Genomic DNA, 23,478 nt, shown 5'->3' on the forward strand with positions numbered 1-23,478 from the left:
AGCGTGCCCGGCGTGCAGGTCAGCCATTGTGGGCGAATACTTCGCCGATACTGCGTTGACGCGCATATTGCTCGCTGGCTCGAATCAGCGCTTCAAGGTCTTCGGGGGTCACGTCTATAAAAGCATCCATTTGTTGCAGTGCGTTTTGCAAGTCTTCGGCGGTAATGTTCGGGTCCACGGGGGACTGGGCAGAGCTCGCCAGCGGGTTTGGTTCAGCCGGTTTTTTCGGGTAACCCACGCGGGTCAGATTGTTATAGGCCAACGCCGCGAGCAGCATGCACACCGCGCTGAGCATTACCGGGGCCAGCATGCCCCAGCCCAGGCTGGCGCTGTCCGGATCAGCCAACACCACCAGCAACGCCAGCGCCCCGGCAGGCGGGTGCAGGCAGCGCAGCAGGCACATGCACAGCAGGGCAATGCCGACTGCTAGGCAGGCGCTGTCCAGGCTACGTCCAAACACGTACACCACGCACAACGACACCACCGTTGCGCACAGGTAGCCGCCGACTATCGACCAGGGTTGCGCCAGTGCCCCTGAAGACACTGCAAACAGCAAAATGGCTGAAGCCCCTAGCGGGCCAATCAAATGCATGGCCACGGGCAGGCCGAAAAACAGACTGCATACCCAGACACTGAACAGCGTGCCAAGGGATACGCCAATGGCGGCGCGGCTCCATTCGGAGGGACGAGTGTTCGTAGCCGCAGGCAATAGGCGGCTGATCCAGCGGGTTTGCATGGTCAGGAAAATCCGGTTTTGAGGGCGAGGCAGATAAAAAAAGGCTTGGCGGGATTCCCGACAAGCCCTTGAAAATGTTCCTTCATTTGGGGGAGGAACGTGTGCAGTCTGCCCAGTGTAGAATCAATCCGCAAATGCATAATAATGCTGGTTAAGTGCATTATTTTTGATGTTTGCCGCCGTGAGCAGATAAGCGTCCGTACTGGCCGGGCTTGTCTGGCGCGAGTTTGCCCAATACGCGCTCATAAACCTCGTTGTTAAAAAGCCGCCGCTCGATAAAGCTGCGCGCGCCCGGGCTATTGGCTAGAGGGCCCTTTAGTACAATCAATGCATCGCGCAATTTCAGCAGTTTGCACAGTTCCAGCATGCAGGTATGCCCAGCGCAACTCTGGGGCTGCACACACGGTGTTTGCTCAGGGCAGGGGGCGGCATTGGCAATCAAGGCGTTACTCATCACGTTGAGCTCCATATATGAAGGGTATGGATGGATGCATGCAAGACGTTGTCGCCAATGCCCTGTAATGCGATACACGCGGTGACATATCGCCCATTTACTTGGCTTGTGATCTAGGTTTTGCGCCAGTGATTGTAAAGTGCCAAAACAGAGCAGTATTGTCAGGAAATACGCTGCTATGGATAAGATTTACGGAGAAGATTGTAGGTTTTTTCGATGTAACTGGTGAGGTATTAGAGGTCGTGGATTCACGCAGATATATGGATGTAAGCGCACTTAGTCTGTAGTGGTTTCTTACTGAAATTTACATCAGTGTTTAAAAGTGGAAATACTATATGCGTGCGCTGTCATCACTTGCCTCATGGGTGACCATAAGGCACTTTCGATTCCAGTAGATGCGTGGTTTCTAGTCGGCTTTGCCTTGCAGCCATCCTTCAAATGCGCTCTGGGCCGGTTCTTCCAGGCAGGGCGCGTAGTAAGCCAGATGCAAGTGTCTGTCGGCGTCAATCGTCAAAGTGGTGTGCTCAAACGAGATATTTCCAAATGAAGGAATATCAAAGTGCCTGATGCCTTGGCAGGGCCCCTGGATATCCTGTCTGTTCCACCAGTGTTTGAAGTCGGCACTGACTTTTTCGAGGCTACGCACCAGCTCAGCAATATCGCTTTGTGCCGAAGCATGGGCAAAATCCCTGCGAAAACTGGAGAGCATTTGTATCGCTTGCTGCTCCCAGGAGCACAATAGCGAACGCATTTTCTCATCCGTAAAGAGCATCCACAGCAGGTTGCGTTGTTCTGCAGGTTTGCCTGCAAAGTTGAAGATTTTATCGGCGACCGAGTTCCATGCCAGTACATCCCAGCGCAGATTGAGTACGTAAGCAGGGCGCAGAGGCATGTCTGCCATCAATCGATGGATGACTTTTGGCACGACACACCATGTTTGCGCCTGTTCTGCCGGTGCACGCTGGTAGGTCAGCAGGTAAAGGTGCCTGCGTTCCGTTGCATCAAGTTTCAAAACGCGGCAAAGGCTGTCGAGGAACGCCGGGGAAACCCCTATATCGCGGCCTTGCTCAAGCCACGTGTACCAGGTCAGGCCGACGCCGGCCAACGCGGCGACTTCCTCGCGCCGCAGGCCCGGCGTTCTTCTTCGCCCGCTTGCGGGTAAGCCTGCCTGTTCGGGTGAAATTCGTTCCCGGCGACTACGCAAAAATGCTGCCAGCTCCTCCCGGGTACGCTCCAGTGTCCTTGCCATTATCCAGTTGCTCCTAGTAACAGTATAAATGGTAGATATTGTAACAATTATTAGCATGCTAAAGAATTCGCCAAGTTGACGGTGTGCGCAATGCATGCGCTGCCCTGATTTCGTCAAGGAGGATTCTCATGCACAGCACTACACCCTCATCGGTCTACTGGATTGCCCTCGGCGCTTTTGCGCTGGGCATGGCGTCCTTTGTTACGGCTGGCCTGGTACCCATGATTGAGCAGTCCTTTAGCGTGTCTGTGGCAGCAGCGGCTCAATTGGTGACGGTGTTCGCTTTGGCGTATGGCATCGGGTCACCTGTGTGCGTTGCTCTTTTACCTGCGCACCGGCAGAGGTTCGGGTTGTTGTCCGCCCTGGGGGTTTTTGTTTTGGCTAATGTGGCCAGCACTGTCGTTGATGACTTTGCCGTGCTGCTGGTATGTCGTGCATTTGCCGGGCTTGGGGCCGGTGTTTATCTGGCAACCGGAATCACGGCTTGTGCGACGGTCTCTGAACCGCACAGGCGCGGTCGAGCGATTGCTATCATCATGGCCGGAATGGCCAGTGGGACCGTTCTGGGTGTCCCTTTAAGCCTGCTGCTCGCTGAGCAGTCAGGGTGGCAGGCCGCTCTGTGGCTCATTGCCTTGCTAGGGGCTGGCTCATGGCTGGGATTGCTGATCAAACTACCCGATCTGCCTGCCGGGCCGCAGATGACAATCCGTAGCAAACTCCTGCTGCTGGAAAACAGAAAAGTCGTGAGCATCCTGATGGTCTCGCTGTTAGCCGCAGTGTCCAGTCTGGGGATGTATACCTTCATCGTCCCGTTTATAACTGATCCCAGTTATGCAAAAGTCGACAACGTGACCCCCTATCTCTGGGTCTGGGGTCTTGGTGGCGTCGCGGGAAGCTTCTTGATTGCTCCGCTGGTTGAGCGGACTGAGGGGCCAGTGCTGATATTTATCATCATGCTGGTGTTGACCGTTTCACTATTGGCATTGCCAGTGGCCGCCGCCGTATCGCCCTGGTTGGCCATGATTCCTATAGCGATATGGGGTGGCGTGGGATGGGCCTTGCAGGTTCCCCAAAACAACGAATTGATCTCGGCGCGGGAGCGAAATGGCGATGGTAATTTGGCCGTTGCCTTGAACGAGTCTGCCCTTTACCTGGGAAGCGCAGCAGGTGCCGGTGCAGGAGGTTTTCTATTGCTGTTGAACATGCCAGGTTGGACGCTGGCGATCTGTGCCGGTGCAGTGGCGTTTCTTGGCACCGTTTTACAGTTCATGAATTTGCGCGCACATAAAACCCGACTTCCAGGACTCATCCAAAATGTCGAACACCGCTCGATCGATTGAAAAGTACATTTTTGCCAAGGATGCAAACCGGCCTGACCTTCTGCGCCAATCCTTCACTCCGGATGCAACCCTTGAAATGGTTGTGCATACAGGAACCATTTCATTTCCCCCTCAGGTCAGCGGCCGAGCAGGCATCGCTGATGTGCTGGTACGACGCTTTGGCCAGAGTTATGAAAACGTCTATACGTTCTGCCTGGGTGAACCTCCCTCGGCAGAGGCCGTTACCCATGACTGCAAATGGCTGGTGGGGATGTCTGTTAAAGAGACTGGCGAGCTGCGCATAGGGTGCGGCGAATATCACTGGTGTTTTGAACCGCAATCGGGGCTCGTAGAGCAACTGCGCATCACGATCGAACACATGCAGGTGTGTCCACCCCAGGAGTTGGAGCCGGTCATGAACTGGCTGCAAAGTCTCGATTATCCGTGGTGCTTGCCCGGCGAGATGATTGAGCGCGCCCCGCAGATCAGCTGCATGGCCCCGGTCATTGAGTACCTACAAGACTGAGCCTTGGCCCGCGGTCTGCACAATCCTAAAGCGGAACAGCTCCATACACACACCAGGTCTTTGCACCTGGTGTGCTCATTTTCAGCCTGGGCATTGAATTTCTTGCTATAAACGCACTCCATTAACCCCCGCCAGGCATGTTTTTCATCACTTTTCAGGTTTTGCTGGACAAATAGGTGTGTTTTCGGTTGCTGAGTCGATAAGTCGGCCTTAGACTGCCGCCCCTCGTAAATTGAGTGCCGGGTGGCGCTTGAAATAGATGGCACCTAACTGGTTGGGATGAAGAACGGTCAGGACGCTCCCTAATTCGCCTTAATGCACGTATTTTTTATAGAGAAATCAATGACAAAGGATAAGTTGCTGGCCATGCCGGCGGATGACTACATGAATGCCGAGCAACATGCTTTTTTCAGTGAGCTGTTGCAAAACATGAAGGTCGAAACCCACGCGCGTATTGAGCAGAACCGCATCGCGATCGAGAGCCTGGACACTCCGGCCGACCCTGCGGACGCCGCTTCGGTTGAGGAAGAGCGCACCTGGCTGGTGAACGCAATTGACCGCGACCAGCGCATGCTGCCTCAGTTGGAACAGGCTCTGGAACGTATCAAGGATGACAGCTTCGGCTGGTGCGATGACAGCGGCGATGCAATTGGCCTTAAGCGCCTGCTGATCAGCCCTACCACCAAGTACTGCATCGAAGCTCAAGAGCGTCACGAGCAAATCGACAAACACCAGCGTCAGGCCTAAGCGCCTGACCTTGCCGGAGCCGCGCCATGCGGTTCCGGCAGCTTGACGGGTTTGCGGTCGTTCGTACTGCAGCCATACACCCCGCTGTAATCCCCGCTAAAATTTAAACTAGACGTTGAGCTGAATGTTCCGGTTGTGTCCCCTTATATTTGGCACGGCGTGTTTGCGCGAGGCTGAATTAATCGAGGACCAGTGTCATGAGACACTCAAACATTACGGGGCGCGTGCTGCGTGTCGGTATTTTTTTCGATGGTACGGCCAATAACGCGTTCAATATTCTGTCCGGGCAAGCCAGGCATGCTCAAGGTCTGGTGGTCGATACCGGTAGCAGTTATGCCGGTGTGGCGACCAATATAGCCAAGCTGTACCAGTGCTACCCCGCGCAGAAGGCGTTTGATGGTAACGGCCAGGCGCTGGCGGCGCTGTATGTCAGTGGCATAGGCACTACCACGGGGGCAGCCGATACTGCTTTTCCAGGCCTGACCTACGGCCGTGGACGTACCGGAGTATTGGGCAAGGCCGATCAGGCCCAAGCACAGTTGATCGAGTGCATGAGGCACTTTGTGAGCCTTGAGGCGCCTGGTTCGATTACACGTTTGCAACTGGATCTTTTTGGCTTCAGTCGCGGTGCGGCGGCGGCCCGGCACTTTGCCAATCAAGTGCACAGCATCGCATTTAAAACACAATTCCAACTGGCGCCCGAGTTTGAGTGCGAGATCCAGTTTGTGGGGCTGTTCGATACTGTCGCGGCGATGGGCGGGCTGGAGGACTTGGGGGATGTGGGTGACGAGGTCAACCCGGGCCTCAATCTGTACCTTGGGCCAAAATGCGCCCAGCAAGTGGTGCAATTGAATGCGCGTGATGAGCAGCGGCGCAATTTTTCGTTGAGTCGAATCGCGCCACAATGGCCGATGGATATTGCGGTGCCCGGTGCTCATGCCGATGTGGGCGGTGGCTATCCGGATGAAACGCAGGAACAGGTATTTTTGACCCGCAGGCAGAGCAATCTGGTCAGCCCGTCGACTTCGATCAAAGCCACTCAGACCTGGAAGTTGACACAGGCACAACTGCTGGCCTGGCAGGCCGAAGATCTGATTGACCCAAAGGACCCGGACGCCTTTTTAGAGATACGCACCCGCGAACAGCCCGAGGGCAGCCGCCAAGATCCCATGAAACGCGTACAGGCCGCAGTCTTTATGCAGCGTCGGGTTCAGGGGCAGCTGTCGCGGGTGTACCTGCGCATCATGCACGGGCTGGCATGCGAGCAGGGTGTGCCCTTCGGCAAATTGACCGATGCACAGGCCGGGCTACCCGATGAACTACTGCCTATCGCTGCGCAGCTTGAGGTTCAGGTGCGTCAGGGGCGCATTCGTTTGAGTGCTGGCGAAGAGCGTTTGCTGCGCCAGCGTTACGTCCACCAGTCAGCCAACTGGAATGCCAATGTGGGCGAAGGGCTTGGCGTGCTGGACAAGGCTTTCTTCAATATACCGCAAGAGGGCGGGCGCTCGGTGTACGAGCAGAAGGCACCGGTTTAAACCGGCGCGAGGGAGATATTGTTACCGCTGATGCAATGGATCTATGCATTACATAGCTTTTTCCGGCGGCGCTAACGCTCTAAGATGGTCGACATCGTTAGGTAACTAACTAAATAGGTGGAGTCACCATCATGTCTAACCAGGTTGATGTCGCCGTGATGATCGGCAGTGGTGTACCCGCTGGCTTGCGTGCCATGGGGCAGAAGGTCTGCTGGGTAGTACTGGTCAATGGTGAGCAGCGCGGTACGGCATTTTCCAGCCGCCCGGAGGCTGAAGAGTGTCAGGCAGCCTGGCTCGCGCAGCTGAACGCCGACCATTGCGCAATGCAGGTTCGGGCTCAGCGTGCTTGATATGGGCTCGGATGGCGCTAGTTGAAGGTGATCGGGATTTAAGCGTTGAGGGCGCCAGCGTCCACCGCAAGTTTTAGCTCTTGTGCAGAGCTTTTGGCTGCAGTTTCAGCTTGCTCGGCGGTCTTGAACCAGCGGTCTTTTTCGACCTGATGGTAGGTAACCGTTTTCAGCGGTGGCTTGGCCCGCATCACGATCACTGCCTGAAACTCACCGTCGACTTCTTTGGACTCGCCGCGGATAAAAAATTCGCCAATATCAAATTCCGTCACGTGTCACTTTCCCTTCGAGGTAATGAAGCCCAGACAACCCGGCGTCATGGGCCAGGTCGATTTTTTTGCAAGTATGGCAGTTGTTGCCTCTGAGCGGCGCAGTTAACTGAACCGGGCGACGAAAGCCCTGTTGAACAGGGCCCAAACGAAGTAAAAAAATCATCGAATACCTGACACAGAAGTGGATGTGTATACCCAACTTCAGGCCTGAGCCGTTAGAATGGCGCCCCGACGGTATTTTTTAGCCGGTTTTCACTGATGCAGGCCCGGCTTGACGCCCATCCATCTGCGGCGCTCGTTAGTCTTGTTGTTTTATGTCACTCCTGACTCTGGGTTGTATCCGGTTTTCTTATCAAGTGGGCTGAGGCCTTTTTTCTGCTGCCTGTCATTTGTTCTGGTAGCTCCACTTTTAGTTTCGAGGGTTTTTCGTTGGCAGTCAGCAATTTGGAAATGCATGCGTTGTTTGTTCTGGGTGATTTGCGGGCACGGTTGGTCAAACTGTTCCAGTCCCGTTTCGTGTACGTCACCGAGCAAACCGCAGAAGGTATTTACATCGCTGAAATCGATACTGAATCAGCGCTGGTGGTAGACGACAAACCGGGCCTTGGGCTCAAGGTCGGCGATCACTTTCGCGCAGCAGTCTTGCCCAGCCGAGAAGGTGGCAAGTTCGAAATAAAATTTCGTGACATCAAGATGACTGTCTACGGGATTGGTGAATACGCCTATGTCAGCTCGCCTCTGGGCGAAGGCATCGTGTTCAAGGAAGGCCAGACCGTGATGTTGATCTTCGCGGCCAAGGAACAGCTCACCGAAGGTTTGAGCAAAACCTTGAAAGCCGTGACCGCCAAAGCCGCCAAGTGGCCCAAGGGCGAATTGACCTTCAAGGCCAGTAAAGAGTGACCCATTATTTGTAGCCGCTGCGCTCCCTAGTGACAGGGATACTTCAAGCGTGGGAGCGAGCCTGCTCGCGAATGACTTCGCGAGCAGGCTCGCTCCCACAAGGGGCTTGACCCGCAACAGAGTATCTACAACGCCGCAGGCCCTCCCTCAAACAGCCTAGCCCCTATGGACGATGTTCCGGGTGGCAGGCCGTTTGATTATCGTGATCACTTCTAACAAGTGTGCGAGGGACCGCGGGCATGGGCGCAATCGTCTTTTTATCTGCTGTGTGTGGCTGCTGATGACTGGCCCACTCAAGCTCTCGCCCATGCAGCGGTTTGTAAGCAACTGCGCCGAGCTATTAATGGCGCAGCGTAAAGGCTTGCTCGGCTTTTTTCTGTTGGTGACCCTGGCTCTGGGCTACAGCGCCACCCAGGTACGGCTGGACCCCGGATTTAACAAACAGATCCCCGTGCGCCATGCCTACATGGTCAATTTTCTGGATTTCAGCCGGATCTTTACCGGCGCCAATCGCCTGCTGGTGAGCGTGCACTGGAAAGGCCAGGGCGATATCTACAACCCCGAATTCCTGCAGACCCTGCAACAGGTCACGGACGATGTGTTCTTTATTTCCGGGGTCAGCCGCCCCAGCGTGACCTCGCTGTTCACCCCCAACGTGCGCTATATCGAAATCACCGAAGACGGCTACGTCGGTGATCTGGTCGTGCCGCCGCAATACGCCGCAACCGCTGAAGACTTGCAGCAAGTACGCAGCAATGCCGCACGCTCGGGGCAGGTCGGCCGCTTGCTGGCCAATGATCTGAAATCGGCAATGGTGCGCGCCGACCTGCAGGACATTGATCCCAAGACCGGGCAGCCGGTGAGTTATGTGCAAATCGCCCAGCGCCTGGAAGATATCCGCGCCAAATACAGCAGCGCCGATATCGAAATCAACATTGTCGGCTTTGCCAAACTGGTAGGCGATGTGGTCGAGGGACTGAATACCGTGATGGGCTTTTTCGCCATTGCGTTCCTGATCACCGGGGCGTTGCTATGGGTGTATTCACGTTCGTTGCGCCTGACCCTGGTGGCGCTGTTTGTCGCCTTGCTGCCGGTGATCTGGTTGCTCGGTTTGCTGCCATTGCTGGGCCTGGGAATCGATCCGATGTCGATTCTGGTGCCGTTCCTGATTTTCTCGATTGGTGTATCCCACGCGGTGCAAATGACCAATGCCTGGAAGCAGGAAGTACTGGCGGGCAGTGACTCGGTGACAGCGGCGAAGGCGGCATTCAGCAAGATTTTTATCCCCGGTGCCCTGGCATTGCTGATGAACGCCCTGGGCTTCGGGGTCATCATGCTGATCGATATTCCCATCGTTCACGAACTGGGCGTCACGGCCTGCATCGGTGTGATGCTGATGATCATCACCAACAAAATCATGTTGCCGCTGATCATCGCTCATCTGCGCCTTGAGCCGCGCTTGATGAGGGCTCAGGCGCAGTTGTTGAACCAGCGCCACCCGCTGTGGTGGCGTCTTTCAGCGTTGGCCACGCCGGGGCCGGCACTTTGGGTGTTCGCCATCAGCCTGGTGCTGCTGGCGGTGGGTGCGATCAAGGCCCGTGAGCTGGCCACTGGCGATATCGGCTCGGGTGCGCCGGAACTGCGCGCCGATTCGCGCTACAACCAGGACAACCAGAAAATCATCAGCCATTACTCCATCGGCCTCGACGTGCTGTCGGTGTTTCTGACTATTCGTGATCGCAGCGAAGCCTGTCTGGATCCGGCCGTTATGCGGGCGGTGGAAACCTTCGATTTCAAGATGCGCGAAGTCCCCGGCGTGCAGTCGGTGCAAAGCGTGGCGGGCATGAGCAAGCAAGTAATTGCTGGTAACAACGAAGGTAACCCGCGCTGGGCGGCAATTCCAGGTTCAGCCCAGGGCTTGCAGCAGGGCGCCTATGCCTATTCGCCGGACTCGGGGCTGGTGACTGACGGCTGCCAGCAGATGCAAGTTCTGGTGTTTTTGACCGATCACGAAGGCACCACCGTGGCCCACGTGCTGGATGAAGCCAAACGCGTGATCGCCGGGATTCAGGTGCCGGGCGTGGAGTTCAAATTAGCCGGCGGCAATATCGGCGTCATGGCCGCGTCCAACGAAGCGGTCAAGCACGCCGAAGTAGTGATGCTCGCGGCGCTGTTCATCTCCGTGGCGCTGTTTTGCCTGCTGACCTTTCGCTCGCTGCGTGCAGTGCTGTGCATTCTGGTGCCGCTGGCGATCGTTGCCGTGCTGTGCAATGCGCTGATGGCATTGCTGGGCATCGGCCTCAAAGTGGCGACCCTGCCGGTGATGGCGCTGGGCGTGGGGGTAGGGGTGGACTACGGGATCTACCTGTACGAGCGCATCGAGCATGAAATGGCCGAGGGGCAAGACCTTCGCGAAGCCTTCTACCGCGCCATGTGCCAGCGCGGCACGGCGGCGGTGTTTACCGCGCTCACCATGTCACTGGGGGTGTGCACCTGGGTATTTGCGCCGCTCAAGTTCCAGGCCGATATGGGCCTGCTGCTGGCCTTCATGTTTATGGTCAACGTACTGGGCGCGATCTTCCTGCTCCCGGCGCTGGCCGCCTGGTTCAACTTCAGCAATCAACCCCATGCACAAAAATCTGTAGCCGCTGCCGCAGGCTGTGATCGGACGCGCAGCGTTCGTGAAGTTTGAATCTAATAACAACAAGGAGAACTCCATGCGACGTATCACTCATATGGGCGGCTGGCTGTCAGTCGCCCTCGTTTTGCACGGTTACAGCGGGCTGACTTTGGCCCAGGCCCCAGCCGATCAGATCGCCCGACTGGGCAAGGATTTGACCTGCGTCGGTGCCCAGAAGGAAGGCAATGCCGAAGGCACCATCCCGGCATTTGGCGGCCAATGGCTGGGTGCCGCGCCGGGGATGAAGTTCGAGGGCACGGGCAAGCATCCAATCGACCCCTATCCCAACGAAAAGCCGCTGTTTGTGATTACCGCGCAAAACCTGAGCCAGTACGGCGCGCACCTGTCCGAAGGGCAGAAAGCCTTGTTCAAGCTGTACCCACAGACCTTTCGCATGCCCATATACCCGTCGCACCGCGACTTCCGTTTCTCTGACACGGTGTGCAAGGCCACCCTGGAAAACGCTTCGGTGGCCAAGCTGGTCGACGACGGTGAAGGCGTAGTCGCACGCACCGGCGGGGTAGCCTTCCCGATCCCGCAAAACGGTATTGAACTGCTGAAAAATGCATCGCTGTTTACCGTGCGCGCCTGGACCGAGGAATACACCTCGGACAACGCCTATGTGCTCAAGGACGGAAATATCAACTGGGGGCGGGTGCACTCGCGCAACATGGCGCCGGGGCTGGAACCGGGCAAAATTGGCGAGACTGTCGGCAACTCCTCGTTCTATCTCAACGAAACCCTGCTGCCCCAGCGCGACAAGGGCGAAATCAACACCGGCACCGAGTACTGGAACGACAAGACCGAGCCGCGCCAGAGCTGGCGCTACGACCCCGGCACACGCCGCGTTCGCCAGTCACCGGGTTACGGTTTTGATATGGCATTTCCAGGCTCGGGAGGCTCGATCACCGTCGACGAAGTGCGGATATTCAACGGCTCGGCCCAGCGCTATAACTGGAATATCGTTGGTAAAAAAGAGCTGTATATCCCCTATAACACTGCGCGGCTGCACGCCAGTGATCTGAAGTACGCCAGCATGTTGACCCCCGGTCATATCAACCCGGACAACATGCGTTACGAATTGCACCGCGTGTGGGTACTCGAGGGTGTGCTCAAGCCCGGCAACCGCCATCTGTACGGCAAACGCACGATGTATATCGACGAAGACAGTTGGTTCCCGATCATGGGCGACAACTATGACAACCGTGGCGAGCTGTGGCGCACCTCGATGGTCAATTACTTCTACGCCCCGGAAACCCAGACCTGGCAGGCCGGTGTTGGCCTGTATCACGATCTGAACGCAGGCAGCTACCTAGCCTTCAACCTGATCAACGAACAACGTAACGGCTATGTGCTGAACAAAGGCGGTTTTGCTGCGGGTGACTTTGGTCCCGAAGCGGCACGCCGGGCCGGCAAGTAAACCTGTAACGCCCTGACTCCGCTTGGCGCTCTGCCACAGGCCCTGACCTGTGCGCAGAGCGCTGGGCGGAGCAAAAACAAGAATAAAAAGGAGCATGGCATGTTTAAGCAGTACACACGTTTTGTGGGCACCGGTTTGCTGTCGGGGCTCAGTACCCTGGCGCTGGCTGCTCCAACCATCGAGCTGGGTGAAGACACCACACTCGACTCATCACTGACCGTGAACTACACGGCTTCGATGCGAACCGAAAAGCCTGATCATGAATACCTCAACAACATCAACTACGACGATGCCACGCGCAACTTCAAGCGCGGCTCATTGATCAACAACCGGGTTAGCGTGTTTGGCGAGTTGATGCTCAAGCACGACAACCTCGGCGCGGTGGTGCGCGGCAGTCATTTCTATGACGAGGTCTACCACCAGCGCAACGACAACGACTCGCCAGACACGGTGAACAAAACCGGACGCTACAACGACTTCAGCCAGGACACGCGCAAACTCAGCGGGAGCAAGGCGCGGTTGCTGGATGCCTACGTGTATGGCGACTTCACCGTCAATGACGACCAGTACCTGTCGCTCAAGGCCGGTCGGCATCTGGTGGCGTGGGGCGAGAGCCTGTTCTGGCCCAACATCAGCCAGGGCCAGGCACCGGTAGACGCGACCAAGTTCAACGTGCCGGGAACCGAAGCCAAGGATGCTTATCTGCCGGTTGGGCAGCTATCGGGCTCCTGGTCGGTCAACGAAGACCTGGCCTTGCTCGGGTTCTACCAATACAAGTGGGAAGAGACCCAGCTAAACCCGGTGGGTGACTACTTTGGCAGCGACACCTTTGGCCCCGGAGCCGAGTTCTTTCGTCTGGCTCCGGGTGTGGTCAACAACCTGCCGGACTCGGCAGCTGTCGGTTATGGCGGCTCGGTCAAACCCGGCAACAGCGGTGAGTGGGGCCTTGGCACCCGCTACCGGCTGACGCAAAACACCGAGATTGGCCTGTTCCATTACCGCTACCACGACCGCGTGCCGTCGCTGTTTTTCGACTTTACCGGGCAGACCCACTATTCCTCGCTGAGCAAAGTGGGGGGCAACGGCAATGGCCCAAGCTACCAACTGGGCTACTTCGACAACATCAAGCTCACCGGCGTGAGTTTCACCACCAAGGCGGGTGATTCGGTGCAGTTTGCCGGTGACCTGAGCTATCGCGACGGCGCGGCGGTCTACCTGAGCAACGGCGCTCCGGCCCGTGGCCAGGTGTGGCAAGGCAACCTGAACGCGGTGTATATGATCGGGCCGACGTTTATGGCGCAACAGACCACGTTGATGACCGAAGTGGTGCACCAGCGAATTCAGGGTGTGGACGATCTGACCATTACCGGTGGCGGCGCGGGCACGGACGGCACCTTCAACAAATACGTGTATGACGGCCAGACCCGGGGCTCCAGCCTGTTGGGGATCGGTGCGTACTTCGATCACCCTAACGTGTTTAACGGCTGGGACTTGACCACCAAGGCCACCTGGACCCAGAACATCGATGGCAGCGCCTATTCCGGGCTGGGCCGTGCTGAAAAACGCCTGACACTGGGCGGCGATTTCAAATACCTGGGCAACTTTCAGTTGGGCCTGACCTACGTGGCGTATTTGAGTTCGGCAGATATTGCCCAGGGGCGGACCATGGCGGATCGGGACTATCTGTCGTTTAACGGCAAGTACACGTTCTGACCCGGATGTAGACCGGGTTACCTAGCCGGACGCAGCCTCGCGCTGCTCGACAGCGGCTGTAGCCGCTGTCGAGCAGCGCGAGGCTGCGATTGGTCAGGCAGTTCTAACGCGCTTCGCGCGGCATCCCCAGTGCCCGTTCGGCAATGATGTTGCGCTGGATCTCATTGCTGCCGCCGTAAATAGTGTCTGCCCGGGTAAACAGGAACAGCGCCTGCAACCGCGTCAGCTCATAGGGCGCGCCTGCCAGCAATTCAGCTTCAGGCCCAAGCACATCCATCGCCAGCTTGCCCAACTCGACATGCCAGGTCGACCAGGCCAGTTTGTAGATCGTCGCTTCAGGGCGCAGGCTGCCATCCTGAACGCCGGACAACATGCGCAACGAGTTGTAGCGCAACACCCGCAAGCCGCTCCATGCCTGGGCGATGCGTTGGCGCAGGACTGGGTCTTGCGCCGCGCCGTTGGTCTTGGCGATTCGCACCACTTCGTCCAGTTCATTCTGAAACTGCATCTGCTGGCCCAGGGTCGACACCCCACGCTCAAACCCGAGCAACGCCATGGCGATTTTCCAGCCGTCGCCGGGTTGGCCGATCAGGTTGTCTGCCGAAGCGCGTGCCTGATCAAAAAACACCTCGTTGAACTCACTGGTGCCGGTCAATTGCCGGATCGGTTGTACCCGGATACCCGGCTGGTCCATCTCGACCAGCAGAAACGACAGGCCACGATGGCCGACACTGCCCGGCTCGGTCCGTGCCAGCACAAAGCACCAGTCCGACTCATGGGCCAGCGAGGTCCAGACCTTTTGCCCGCTGATTAACCAGTGTCCGCTGGCGTCATCCAGGTTGGCCCGAGTCTTGATATTAGCCAGGTCCGAGCCGGCCCCCGGCTCGGAGTAGCCTTGGCACCAGAAGTGTTGCCCGGCCAGTATGGGTGGCAAAAAACGCAGTTGCTGCTCTCGGGTGCCGAAAGCGGCAATCGTCGGCCCGACCAGCCCTTCGCCAATATGTCCCATGCGTCCCGGACCTCCCGCCCGGGCATACTCCTCAAAGAAAATCACTTGCTGGTTGATACTCAGGCCACGACCACCATGCTCGGCAGCCCAGCCAGCACCGATCCAACGGCCTTGAGCCAGTTGCTGCTCCCAGAGCTTACGCAGCTCTGGAGAAAAGTCTTCATCCCCCGGACCACCACGAAAGCGCAGAGCGGCAAACTCGCCCGTCAGGTGCTGGTGCATCCACTGGGCTACCTGCTGGCGAAACTGCTCGTCTGTCGCGCTAAAGTCGATATTCATGTGCGCTCTCCGAAAATCTGTCTGGCCAATTGTTCGCGATGAAACGCCGGGGTGCCGAGCATCTGCTCATTGGCCCGTGCCCGCTTGAAGTACAGATGCGGGTCGTATTCCCAGGTGAAACCCACGCCGCCATGCAGCTGGATGGATTCTGCCGCGCACTGAAAAAAACCTTCGCTGGCGAAAATTTTTGCCGTGGCGCCAGCTTCACCCAGTTGTTGCCGGGCACTCGGATCACCGTCGATATTCAGGCACTCGTCGGCGATGCAGGCTGCGTAGTAACTGGCTGAGCGGGCGCATTCGATTGCCAGCATCAGGTCGGCACAGCGATGCTTGATTGCCTGAAAGCTGGCAATGCGACGGCCAAACTGCTCGCGCTGGCTGATGTAGCTCAAGGTGATGTCCAGCGACTGCTGAGCGCCACCGGTCTGTTCAGCCGCCAGGCCGATACAGGCGATATGCAGCACATCGCGCAGCATTGGCCAGCCCTGTCCGGGCTCGCTGAGCAACTGTTCGTCGTAGACGACCACGTCGGTCAAGGTGAGGGTGGCCAGGCGGCGAGTCTGGTCCAGTGTGGGTTGCCAATGGCGCTGGATCCCGGGTGTGTCGGCAGATATCGCAAACAAACGGATACCGGCTTCACCGACGCTCCCCGGGGTACGGGTGGCAATGATCAACAGATCGCAGTCGGCGCCGTCAATTACATAGCGATACTCGCCGTTGAGGCGATACCCACCTGAGTGGCTTTGCGCATACACCTGCACGCCGCTGTCGTCCCAGCGCGGCGCGCTGGTGAAAGCCAGGCTGGCGCGAATTTCCCCAGCGGCGATCAACGGCAGCCAGCGCTCCTTGAGTGGTTCATTGCGGCTAAGCAGCAGGGCAGGGGTGGCCAGGCTGCACGTGGCAAAAAATGGGCTTGGCAGCAGACGTCGGCCCAATTGTTCCTGTAACAGGCAGACCTCGACAAAGCCCAGCCCGAGCCCGCCATACACTTCGGGGATCGCCAGTGCTGGCCAATACAACTCCTGAGCCATTCGCGTCCATGTCTCGGCGTCGTACCCGCGCTCGCTGGCCATTGCCGTGCGCACGGCGCTGGAGCTGGCAACCTGGGTCAAAAAACGCTCGGCAGACGTTTGAATCATTCGCTGCTCGTCAGTCAGGGCAAGCTCCATGTAGGCCTCATCGTAGTCATACGGATCGAGGCACCAGCATGAAAGCGTGCAGCGCGGGTGCAATCCCTGAGCTGGACTAGTCCATATGAATACTTCGCGTCAGACTTCGGAGTCCCAGACGACGGTGATATTGCCCTTTGTACTTGCCTTGCGCGGACAACATTTCTTCAACATGCTGTTTTTTGATTTCGAAGTGCAAGGTGGACGGCTTGTTTTCAACCTAATGCGTGGACTTGAATAACTGCTCTGTCGTAACACCCAACTGTTTACGAGAAACTGCCGAGCCATTTTAGCCTGTTTTCGGCAAGGTGCCTGGACTGGTGTTTTCCAGAAGAAGCCATAACTGTTGGGTGAGTAAAACCCAACGCCGCTGTATACACAGTTCAAAGGAGGGGTGACCCCAGTTGCTCCCCATCAGCCAAGGCCGAGCACTATTTTTTGAGGTGGTCAGTGCTATGTTCATTTTAATACCGCGACTTAGGTCTGTTTGTATCTTTGCTGTTTAGGCTGCCCGGATTTTACGTGGCAGTTCAGATGCCATAGTATTTGGCGGTTTTCTGTTAACGTACCGGAGCTAGAGCATCAAATATGATCTGCACACTGCCGTAATACTCACCCGCCTTGAATCCGTCTTGAGGCTTGATCGCCTCGATTCGCAATGGGACTCTGGAACCGTTTCTTGCTTCGCTTTCGGGCACGATTACGGTGTTGATCGGTGTGAGCGGGTGGTTGTTTAAAATCACGCTAAGTTCGATCTCATCGCGCCCATTGGACAACGCTGGCTCATGACCCAAGCGTGCGGCGATGCCGCCGCTGGCGTTGCGCACATCGAATGATGCGCGCAAGGGGTGAAGAAACTCGCGGCCCAGATCCCAGTTCATTCGCTGCTCGCGTTCCAGAAATCCCGGATCCACGGGCAATACATAGAAATCCAGAGTCGGGATGCTGACACTGACTTCAAACGTGTGTTCTTCGCGTGCTGCAAATCCTGCCTGCATCCAGAGTGCCAAGCTTGCCGCGACAGCCAGGTATGAGATTTTGCAGGCAGGACGGTGCATTAGCCTTTAACCTCAATGATTTTTTGTTTATCGGCTTCGATCAGCATAAAGCGATAATGGCGACCGGGCTCTTTAATGAAACTGAATGTACGACCCGGCAAAATATGGTTTTTGGTGACAGGCTTGCAGTCTTGTAAATCCTTGCCCGAGCAATCCTTGAATTCATCGACCACGACCACGGTGTTGCCTTTGTTGTTGAGCGAGTACTTGCCTTTGCTGTCTTCGATACGCGTATCAATGTGGGTTGCCTTGGGGCGCACAAAAAATACCGTGCCATAGCCCGCCAATATATTGACCCCGGCAGACAGGGTCTTTTTGTAGTTGTCGGTTTGGTCCTGGTTCAAGGCAAATTCATCTTCTTTTTCAGGCACTACCGGGACAAAACGTACGCGAAAATAGCGCTCTTTATCGCGGTTGCCCATAAACAACAAACGTGAACCCTGGGTGCCTTTTGCGGGCACAATCAAGCGCGCCGGGCTGGCCATCAAACCGTCACGCACACTGCCTGCCTGGGTTTTTAGTGGCACTTCTTCACTTGAACCGTCTGCCTTGTAAACAATCTCCATGATCTTGATCCGCACAAATGCAGTGCTGGTGCCGCCATTGAATACACGCTTCAGATAGGTGCTTTTATCGCCGTCCATATAGTCATAGACGGTGCCGACATTAATGTTGGGGCCCGCAAGGGCACTGAGTGAAACCAGCCAAAGACCAATAATTGAATAGATGTGTTTCATTGTTTAATCTCACTGTGAATATAGGTGCAGTAAATAATGTGTATAGATTTGCTTTCTGGCTTTTTCACCCGGCTATTTGCGGGTTGTTCTTCATGTCTGCCAACGTATCGGGATGGCAACGTAAATCGCCGATTTGCAAAACGTCTTTCTCTTTTGTGGTGTTCTTGGCGTCAATCCGGAACTGGCACAGCAACTGGTCATCCTTGCGCACTTCCAGGGTTGGTGTGCGGGCATTCATTTCCATCGAGAAGAACCCGTCCACTTCGCTAATGCCCCGGCTGGCGTGGTTGATGATGTGATGGCCCTTGAGTGGGTCGCCTTTGGGGTCGAGCAAACGGCCGAGTACGGTTACGGTTTGCACCACACTGATGGTGCGATAGTCCACGCCGCCCTTGTTCAGGTGGTAGCGGCTGCGAGCGGGTTGAATGGTGGCAGCCGGGACGTCAGTCCCTTCAAAGTCGAAACTTACCGCGCTGTTTTTATACGCCGTGAGCGGGATAAAGTTGCGCCCCGGTCGCAGTATTGTGCTGCTGCCACTCAAGTCATCGGCGCGCAAGGTGATGCCGTCGACATCGGATTGCACATCGACAATCATGCCCGCGCCGCGACCACTGTATTCACTGGCCATCACCGCTTTACCGCCCCCGACTGCGACAGTGCTGTCCAGGTTCAGGCCACCGGTGAACTTGCCGTTATACGAGGAGCGTTGCACAAAGCCGTCGCCATTGAGCGTGTTGGTCTGGACGCTCGCGCGGCCGGACAAGCCGACACCGTAAGTGTCGGTGGTTGCCGTGGCCGAGACGCTTTGCAGCAGGTGATGTTTCAAGGTTTTGTTATAGGTCAGCGAGCCGTTGTTGTCGCGTCCACCGTCGCGGGAGCTGCGTGAACCGAGGCTGGCGGACCATTTTTCGCCCGGACCGCCAAGTGCCAGGCTGACAGATAAGTCGACCCCGCGGTTACGGTTGGCACCACTGCTTGCGCTGGCAGGCCGATCAAAGACCGATAGCCGCCAGTTGCCATCACTGCCGAACAAATGGGTCGTTTGCGCCCAGCCCACGTCAATCCCATGGCCCTTGGTATAGCCATCCGCGTAAGAAAGACGGGCATTCAGGCTGTTTTTGGGGTTGAGACGGTGGTTCATCGAGATCGACGAATTGCTGTTCTGGCCAACATAAGCAGTGCGTTTGCGCAGGCGCGTACCATCCGCCAGGGTTTCGTAGGTGTTACGGGTATCAAGCCAGCTACGGTTGTGATTGAACACCAGGCTGCCGTTGCCGTAGCTGTAAAGCGCGTTCACATCGACACCGGTGCCGTAGTTTTGGGTTTGATAGACGTTGGCGTATACGCTGGCGTTGTTGGCCAGCGTCCAGTCGACTGAGGTTCCCAGCTGCATATTGCCTTTGACCTGTCGTCCGGACAGACCCAGCACCACGCGTGGGTGCAGCAAATAGTTGAGCGAGGCCCCGCCAGTCATATCACCGCTGGATTGGTCTTCCCAGTTGCTTAACAACTTGGTTTCACGCCCGGCAAACAGGTTGTAGCGCCAGCGCTGATCGTGGTTGCGCCAGTTATTGGGCTTGTACACCAGTTCCGAAGTGGTACTGGTGGTCTTGCCGTCTTCGACAAGGCGCACTTCCACTTCATAAATACCGCCTGGCAGGGAGCGGGTATCGATGTTTTGCAGACCAGCCTGTACGGGTTGCGTGTTGATCAGCAGGCCATTGCGGTAAATCTCTACCGCACCTTCACGGTTTGCCGTGATGTGGATGGGGTAAATGCTGGGTTTGGCCATGTCGATGGCCAGGCTATCAGAGCTGCCGTACATCACGCCTAACGCGGTATCGGGGCTGGCGCCGAAGGTGCGAACCTGGCGGGTCAGGCCTTCGGAGCTGGGGGTGAAATAACCGAGGCGAAAAAAGCTGCCCTCGAACTCACGTTGGGTATAGGCCTCATGCACTGCATGATAAAGCTTGGTGTCGTCCGGGCCACCAATACGTGACAGTTGCAGATTTAGCCCTTGGGTCCAATTACCCAAGCTGCTGCTGGCTTCCAGGCCGAAGCGACCGTTGAGGTTTTCTTCCTGGCCGCCGTTGATATTCAGTTGATTGCGCACAATCAGGCCACGGCTGCCGTCTTCTGGCAGGTCGTAGTACATGCTCTGCTGGTTTTCACGCTCGGCGTTTTCAGTCAGCAGCGAGATCAGAGAGTTTTCAAGGTTGTAGTGAACTGCCAGCAATTGTTCGGGGCAGTTGGCAGAGCAGTTGCCCAGTTTGACGCCCTGTTTAAGGTAGTCAGACCATGTATCACGTTCGGCGACCGGGAGGGTGCTGCCGTCGTGGTTGGTAAAGTCAATAAGTGTTAATCGATCGTCACGGGAAAGTACGATCATTGCTTCGCCCAATAGTTGCCCATCGCGCTCGACTTGCACTGCCAATGGAACATCGAAAAAGTGTTCTTCAAAGTCCGCAGGCAAGCCTTTGGCCTGAGCCAATAAACTACGGGGCGTAGTGCCATTGGTTTCAGAGGCTGCAACTGCAGTTGTACCAATCAGAAGGGCAAGCGCCGCCGCGATGGGAGTCATCGGGAACATAATCGAAATACTCGATAGCAGGCAGTAAAGGCAGTAAGAAGCGTTCGGCCAGCCTGAACTGACCGAACGCGATACCTGTTGCGTTACATCAATTACAGGCCTGGATCAAAGGGTTGGCACGTTGTCGAATACAACGGTGTATGCGGCGCTGAAGTCGCCCGACACGCCATCGCCAGGCGCTGCAGGAGTGATTACCAGATCAGCCGAGGTGCCTGCAGTGGCTATAGCGCCGCTGGCGAGTACTTGCTGCGGAGCAGCAGTCAGTGTTGTACCGTTGAAGGTGGTGGTCAGTGCGATGTTGTTGGCGGCAGTACCATTGGACAGCGCGACTGGACCGCCATCGATATAGGCCTTGATCGAACCGGCGGTGTTCTTGATGTTGTATGACTGGCGCAGGGTAGACAACAGACCTGTTTGCAGGTTGTAGTTCATCACTTCGGCCCTGCCGAAGTCAGGGTTTACCGGCAAGACGTGGAACACTTGGGTTGGAATAGAAGCCGTGATGTTGATAGCGGTGGTGGCATCATTTGCAGCCCATGCACTTGAAGAACCGATAGCCAGGGTGACGAGGGAAGTTGCGATTGCTTTCTTGAACATGATTATTACCTGTTTATATGTGTTGAGGACGTGGTATTCCAGTCCTTCAGTGCTGAGCCGGAACTTTATAGTGGCCGGTTGTCGATGCGTTGAATGCTTGGCCGTCTGCAAGATTGTCTTGGTTATCTTGTGAAGTAGGTGGGCTGTCAAAGCGAGGAGAAGTATTGCTTGATCGCATTATGAATAACATAGCAAAGTCCTACTTGTTTTGTGGTTTTATGCCTTCAGTTTTGAAGGGGATTTCCTACGTCATGTAGCGCTGTGTTTTCTACTGCGAGGACTGATTATCACGTGATTGGCTGTTTCTACTTTAAAGGTCAAGCTGGAGGGGTACTTTTTCTATTTTTATGTAAGCCATATTTTCAGGTGTTGTGTGAGATGTATCTCTGCTCGCTGTGTGAGCTGTGCGTTATTTTGGGTGATAAGTTATGTCCATATTTGGTTTGTAAGTTGTATCTTTTCTATTTTGGCTCTTATCTGTTTCAGTAGTTGTACAACGGTGTTTTAGTCACAATTTGAGTTATGGTTTAAGTTCTATTTTTCGCTTTGGGATGTCAGAAAAATGAACGAGCATTATTCTCAAGCTACAGACGCAGATAAACCCACTATTGTGGTCAGGAACTCGGCCCGTGAGCGTGCTGCACGTAACCCCCGGATCTTTGCATCAGGTGATTTGAAATTGTTATTGCTGGAGTTGATTGGCGAACATCCTCGTCATGGCTATGACCTGATCCAGCAAATTGAAGGGTTGTTCGACGGCGCCTACAGCCCCAGCCCCGGGGTGATATACCCGGCCTTGGCCTTTCTTGAGGCCGGGAAACTGGTAGAAGTTGCTATTGAGGGTGATAAAAAAAATTACAGCATTACCGGGACGGGACGTTTATATCTCGGCCAACAGGCGGTCGCCCTTAATGGTGTGCATATGCGTATTGAAGTCAGCCGACGTTCGTTGTTGGGCCAGGAACGGCCGGCAGAGATTCATGAGGCGATGCACAACCTGCGTCACGCGCTGCAATTGCACCAGAGGTATTGGAGCCCGGTAGAGATCCAGCGCGTACATGATCTGCTCAACAACACTGCCAGAGCCATTGTGGATGGGGATGGATAACCAAGACTGGCTACCCTGTAGCAGTTGACTCGCGAAGCGAGGCTACGTCCGGCTGCGTAGCAGTCGTAAAACCATTCAGCTTGGGTGTTTCAGATACATCGCGCTGACCGGGTTTGCGACTGCTGCGCAGTCGGACGTAGCCTCGTTCTACTCGTCAACTGCTACAGGGGGGTGCAGCTCCTGCAAGCTTTAGTCTCAACGGACGATGAGCCACCCCCGGCGCGTTCCCATACTGCTCCCATGCCTTTGCCAACCCGGGAGCACATGTGAACAGCGCAACTCATACCGCATTTCACACCAGTATCGACGCAGGCGTCGCTGAACTGGTGATCGACAGGCCGCCAGTCAATGCCCTCAACAGCCAGGAGTGGCTGGACCTGGCGCACACCCTCGAAGCGCTTGGCCTGGACCCTGAGGTGCGAGTGATCGTGATCCGGGCCGAAGGCCGCGGCTTTTGTGCAGGTGTCGATATCAAGGAACTGGACGCTCACCCGGAACTGATCGTCAAGGTCAACGCGGGCAACTACGCCACTTTCAAGGCTGTGCATCGCAACCCGGTGCCGGTCATCGTCGCAGTCCATGGCTTTGTGCTGGGTGGCGGGATTGGCATTACCGGTGCCGCCGATATTGTCGTGGCTTCCGACTGCGCCACCTTTGCCCTGCCGGAAGTCGACCGTGGCGCCATGGGCGGCGGTGCGCATTTGCAGCGTTTGTTTCCGGTGCAAAAAGTCCGCTATCTGTTCTTTACCGGCGACAAGATTGGCGCAGTTGAAGCGCAGCAGTACGGTTTTATAGAGCGCGTGGTGCCCCGTGAGCAACTGCGCGAAACCGCGCTGCAAATCGCTCACAAGATCGCAGCGAAAAGCCCGGCCATGATCCGCATCGCCAAAGAAGCGTTGAACGGCATCGAAGACGGCAACCTTGAAGACAAATACCGCTGGGAACAGGGCTTTACCCTGCAGGCCTATACCAGTGCGGACTCCGCCGAAACTCGCCGCGCGTTCGTTGAAAAACGCGACGCCAGGTTCTGAGG

General features: G+C 56.2%; 21 protein-coding genes. 11 read left to right on the forward strand and 10 right to left on the reverse strand.

Annotated elements, in window-relative coordinates:
* Positions 1-19 precede the first annotated feature (19 nt).
* The 3 genes from U5A05_RS09575 to U5A05_RS09585 form a co-directional block, all read right to left on the reverse strand.
* Positions 20-736: an HPP family protein gene (locus U5A05_RS09575; RefSeq protein WP_261741869.1), complete on the reverse strand. Its 717-nt coding sequence runs from the start codon at positions 734-736 to the stop codon at positions 20-22.
* 160 nt (positions 737-896) lie between these two features.
* Positions 897-1,178: a type VI secretion system contractile sheath small subunit gene (locus U5A05_RS09580; RefSeq protein WP_321836204.1), complete on the reverse strand. Its 282-nt coding sequence runs from the start codon at positions 1,176-1,178 to the stop codon at positions 897-899.
* Positions 1,179-1,596: 418 nt separating this feature from the next.
* Positions 1,597-2,439: a helix-turn-helix transcriptional regulator gene (locus U5A05_RS09585; protein WP_321836497.1), complete on the reverse strand. Its 843-nt coding sequence runs from the start codon at positions 2,437-2,439 to the stop codon at positions 1,597-1,599.
* Between the two features lie 128 nt (positions 2,440-2,567).
* Between U5A05_RS09585 and U5A05_RS09590 the strand changes: the two genes are divergently transcribed.
* The 5 genes from U5A05_RS09590 (at position 2,568) to U5A05_RS09610 (ending at position 6,916) form a co-directional block, all read left to right on the forward strand.
* The gene (locus tag U5A05_RS09590) at positions 2,568-3,779 is read left to right on the forward strand and encodes an MFS transporter (protein WP_321836205.1); all 1,212 of its coding nucleotides are present in this window, start codon (positions 2,568-2,570) and stop codon (positions 3,777-3,779) included.
* Positions 3,754-4,284, forward strand: a complete 531-nt coding sequence (locus tag U5A05_RS09595) for a nuclear transport factor 2 family protein (RefSeq protein WP_321836206.1) — start codon at positions 3,754-3,756, stop codon at positions 4,282-4,284. Before U5A05_RS09590 ends, U5A05_RS09595 begins: the two co-directional genes overlap by 26 nt.
* Before the next feature lie 342 nt (positions 4,285-4,626).
* A complete protein-coding gene (locus tag U5A05_RS09600) occupies positions 4,627-5,031 on the forward strand; it encodes a TraR/DksA family transcriptional regulator (protein ID WP_261741873.1) in 405 nt (134 codons plus the stop codon).
* 197 nt (positions 5,032-5,228) lie between these two features.
* Positions 5,229-6,566, forward strand: a complete 1,338-nt coding sequence (locus U5A05_RS09605; RefSeq protein ID WP_321836207.1) for a DUF2235 domain-containing protein — start codon at positions 5,229-5,231, stop codon at positions 6,564-6,566.
* Positions 6,567-6,697: 131 nt separating this feature from the next.
* Entirely contained in the window at positions 6,698-6,916 is a 219-nt protein-coding gene (locus U5A05_RS09610; RefSeq protein WP_261741875.1) for a hypothetical protein, read from the forward strand.
* Positions 6,917-6,954: 38 nt separating this feature from the next.
* On the opposite strand, the gene U5A05_RS09615 is transcribed toward U5A05_RS09610, so the two are convergent.
* On the reverse strand, positions 6,955-7,185 hold the full coding sequence (locus U5A05_RS09615) for a hypothetical protein (protein ID WP_261741876.1): 231 nt from the start codon (positions 7,183-7,185) through the stop codon (positions 6,955-6,957).
* 429 nt (positions 7,186-7,614) lie between these two features.
* Here U5A05_RS09615 and U5A05_RS09620 point away from each other — a divergent pair, with 429 nt between their 5' ends.
* The 4 genes from U5A05_RS09620 (at position 7,615) to U5A05_RS09635 (ending at position 13,898) form a co-directional block, all read left to right on the forward strand.
* Positions 7,615-8,085: a hypothetical protein gene (locus U5A05_RS09620; protein ID WP_261741877.1), complete on the forward strand. Its 471-nt coding sequence runs from the start codon at positions 7,615-7,617 to the stop codon at positions 8,083-8,085.
* Between the two features lie 307 nt (positions 8,086-8,392).
* Complete coding sequence (locus U5A05_RS09625) at positions 8,393-10,777, forward strand: efflux RND transporter permease subunit (protein ID WP_321836498.1); 2,385 nt, start codon at positions 8,393-8,395, stop codon at positions 10,775-10,777.
* 25 nt (positions 10,778-10,802) lie between these two features.
* A complete protein-coding gene (locus U5A05_RS09630; RefSeq protein WP_321836208.1) occupies positions 10,803-12,185 on the forward strand; it encodes a DUF1329 domain-containing protein in 1,383 nt (460 codons plus the stop codon).
* 99 nt (positions 12,186-12,284) lie between these two features.
* Positions 12,285-13,898 carry a DUF1302 domain-containing protein gene (locus U5A05_RS09635; RefSeq protein ID WP_261741879.1) on the forward strand — a complete coding sequence of 538 codons (1,614 nt, stop codon included), beginning with the start codon at positions 12,285-12,287 and terminating at the stop codon, positions 13,896-13,898.
* 103 nt (positions 13,899-14,001) lie between these two features.
* Here U5A05_RS09635 and U5A05_RS09640 read toward each other — a convergent pair whose 3' ends face one another.
* The 6 genes from U5A05_RS09640 to U5A05_RS09665 all read right to left on the reverse strand — a co-directional run bounded on the left by U5A05_RS09640 (position 14,002) and on the right by U5A05_RS09665 (position 21,337).
* A complete protein-coding gene (locus U5A05_RS09640) occupies positions 14,002-15,186 on the reverse strand; it encodes an acyl-CoA dehydrogenase family protein (RefSeq protein WP_321836210.1) in 1,185 nt (394 codons plus the stop codon).
* A complete protein-coding gene (locus tag U5A05_RS09645; RefSeq protein ID WP_321836211.1) occupies positions 15,183-16,355 on the reverse strand; it encodes an acyl-CoA dehydrogenase family protein in 1,173 nt (390 codons plus the stop codon). The genes U5A05_RS09640 and U5A05_RS09645 overlap by 4 nt, the downstream gene beginning before the upstream one ends.
* A gap of 560 nt (positions 16,356-16,915) precedes the next feature.
* A complete protein-coding gene (locus tag U5A05_RS09650) occupies positions 16,916-17,413 on the reverse strand; it encodes a CS1 type fimbrial major subunit (protein WP_261741882.1) in 498 nt (165 codons plus the stop codon).
* Positions 17,413-18,150, reverse strand: coding sequence for a molecular chaperone (locus U5A05_RS09655; RefSeq protein ID WP_261741883.1), 738 nt, complete (start codon positions 18,148-18,150; stop codon positions 17,413-17,415). The genes U5A05_RS09650 and U5A05_RS09655 overlap by 1 nt, the downstream gene beginning before the upstream one ends.
* A 64-nt stretch (positions 18,151-18,214) precedes the next feature.
* Entirely contained in the window at positions 18,215-20,740 is a 2,526-nt protein-coding gene (locus tag U5A05_RS09660) for a TcfC E-set like domain-containing protein (protein WP_321836212.1), read from the reverse strand.
* A gap of 105 nt (positions 20,741-20,845) precedes the next feature.
* Positions 20,846-21,337, reverse strand: a complete 492-nt coding sequence (locus U5A05_RS09665; protein WP_321836213.1) for a CS1 type fimbrial major subunit — start codon at positions 21,335-21,337, stop codon at positions 20,846-20,848.
* A 562-nt stretch (positions 21,338-21,899) separates the two neighbouring features.
* Between U5A05_RS09665 and U5A05_RS09670 the strand changes: the two genes are divergently transcribed.
* Both U5A05_RS09670 and U5A05_RS09675 read left to right on the forward strand, forming a co-directional pair.
* Positions 21,900-22,445 (forward strand): PadR family transcriptional regulator, encoded by a 546-nt coding sequence (locus tag U5A05_RS09670; protein ID WP_261741886.1) that lies wholly within the window; start codon positions 21,900-21,902, stop codon positions 22,443-22,445.
* A gap of 266 nt (positions 22,446-22,711) precedes the next feature.
* A complete protein-coding gene (locus U5A05_RS09675; RefSeq protein WP_261741887.1) occupies positions 22,712-23,476 on the forward strand; it encodes an enoyl-CoA hydratase family protein in 765 nt (254 codons plus the stop codon).
* Positions 23,477-23,478: the final 2 nt, after the last annotated feature.

Origin of the sequence: Pseudomonas kulmbachensis, from assembly GCF_963681935.1 — a bacterium.
Taxonomy (GTDB): domain Bacteria; phylum Pseudomonadota; class Gammaproteobacteria; order Pseudomonadales; family Pseudomonadaceae; genus Aquipseudomonas; species Aquipseudomonas kulmbachensis.

What these genes read in the sequence shown, in the direction of transcription:
- U5A05_RS09575 (WP_261741869.1), bottom strand. Translation starts at nt 736, where the DNA reads ATGCAAACCCGCTGGATCAGCCGCCTATTGCCTGCGGCTACGAACACT.
- U5A05_RS09585 (WP_321836497.1), bottom strand. Translation starts at nt 2,439, where the DNA reads ATGGCAAGGACACTGGAGCGTACCCGGGAGGAGCTGGCAGCATTTTTG.
- U5A05_RS09590 (WP_321836205.1), top strand. Translation starts at nt 2,568, where the DNA reads ATGCACAGCACTACACCCTCATCGGTCTACTGGATTGCCCTCGGCGCT.
- U5A05_RS09595 (WP_321836206.1), top strand. Translation starts at nt 3,754, where the DNA reads ATGTCGAACACCGCTCGATCGATTGAAAAGTACATTTTTGCCAAGGAT.
- U5A05_RS09600 (WP_261741873.1), top strand. Translation starts at nt 4,627, where the DNA reads ATGACAAAGGATAAGTTGCTGGCCATGCCGGCGGATGACTACATGAAT.
- U5A05_RS09605 (WP_321836207.1), top strand. Translation starts at nt 5,229, where the DNA reads ATGAGACACTCAAACATTACGGGGCGCGTGCTGCGTGTCGGTATTTTT.
- U5A05_RS09610 (WP_261741875.1), top strand. Translation starts at nt 6,698, where the DNA reads ATGTCTAACCAGGTTGATGTCGCCGTGATGATCGGCAGTGGTGTACCC.
- U5A05_RS09625 (WP_321836498.1), top strand. Translation starts at nt 8,393, where the DNA reads ATGCAGCGGTTTGTAAGCAACTGCGCCGAGCTATTAATGGCGCAGCGT.
- U5A05_RS09630 (WP_321836208.1), top strand. Translation starts at nt 10,803, where the DNA reads ATGCGACGTATCACTCATATGGGCGGCTGGCTGTCAGTCGCCCTCGTT.
- U5A05_RS09635 (WP_261741879.1), top strand. Translation starts at nt 12,285, where the DNA reads ATGTTTAAGCAGTACACACGTTTTGTGGGCACCGGTTTGCTGTCGGGG.
- U5A05_RS09640 (WP_321836210.1), bottom strand. Translation starts at nt 15,186, where the DNA reads ATGAATATCGACTTTAGCGCGACAGACGAGCAGTTTCGCCAGCAGGTA.
- U5A05_RS09645 (WP_321836211.1), bottom strand. Translation starts at nt 16,355, where the DNA reads ATGGAGCTTGCCCTGACTGACGAGCAGCGAATGATTCAAACGTCTGCC.
- U5A05_RS09650 (WP_261741882.1), bottom strand. Translation starts at nt 17,413, where the DNA reads ATGCACCGTCCTGCCTGCAAAATCTCATACCTGGCTGTCGCGGCAAGC.
- U5A05_RS09655 (WP_261741883.1), bottom strand. Translation starts at nt 18,150, where the DNA reads ATGAAACACATCTATTCAATTATTGGTCTTTGGCTGGTTTCACTCAGT.
- U5A05_RS09660 (WP_321836212.1), bottom strand. Translation starts at nt 20,740, where the DNA reads ATGTTCCCGATGACTCCCATCGCGGCGGCGCTTGCCCTTCTGATTGGT.
- U5A05_RS09665 (WP_321836213.1), bottom strand. Translation starts at nt 21,337, where the DNA reads ATGTTCAAGAAAGCAATCGCAACTTCCCTCGTCACCCTGGCTATCGGT.
- U5A05_RS09670 (WP_261741886.1), top strand. Translation starts at nt 21,900, where the DNA reads ATGAACGAGCATTATTCTCAAGCTACAGACGCAGATAAACCCACTATT.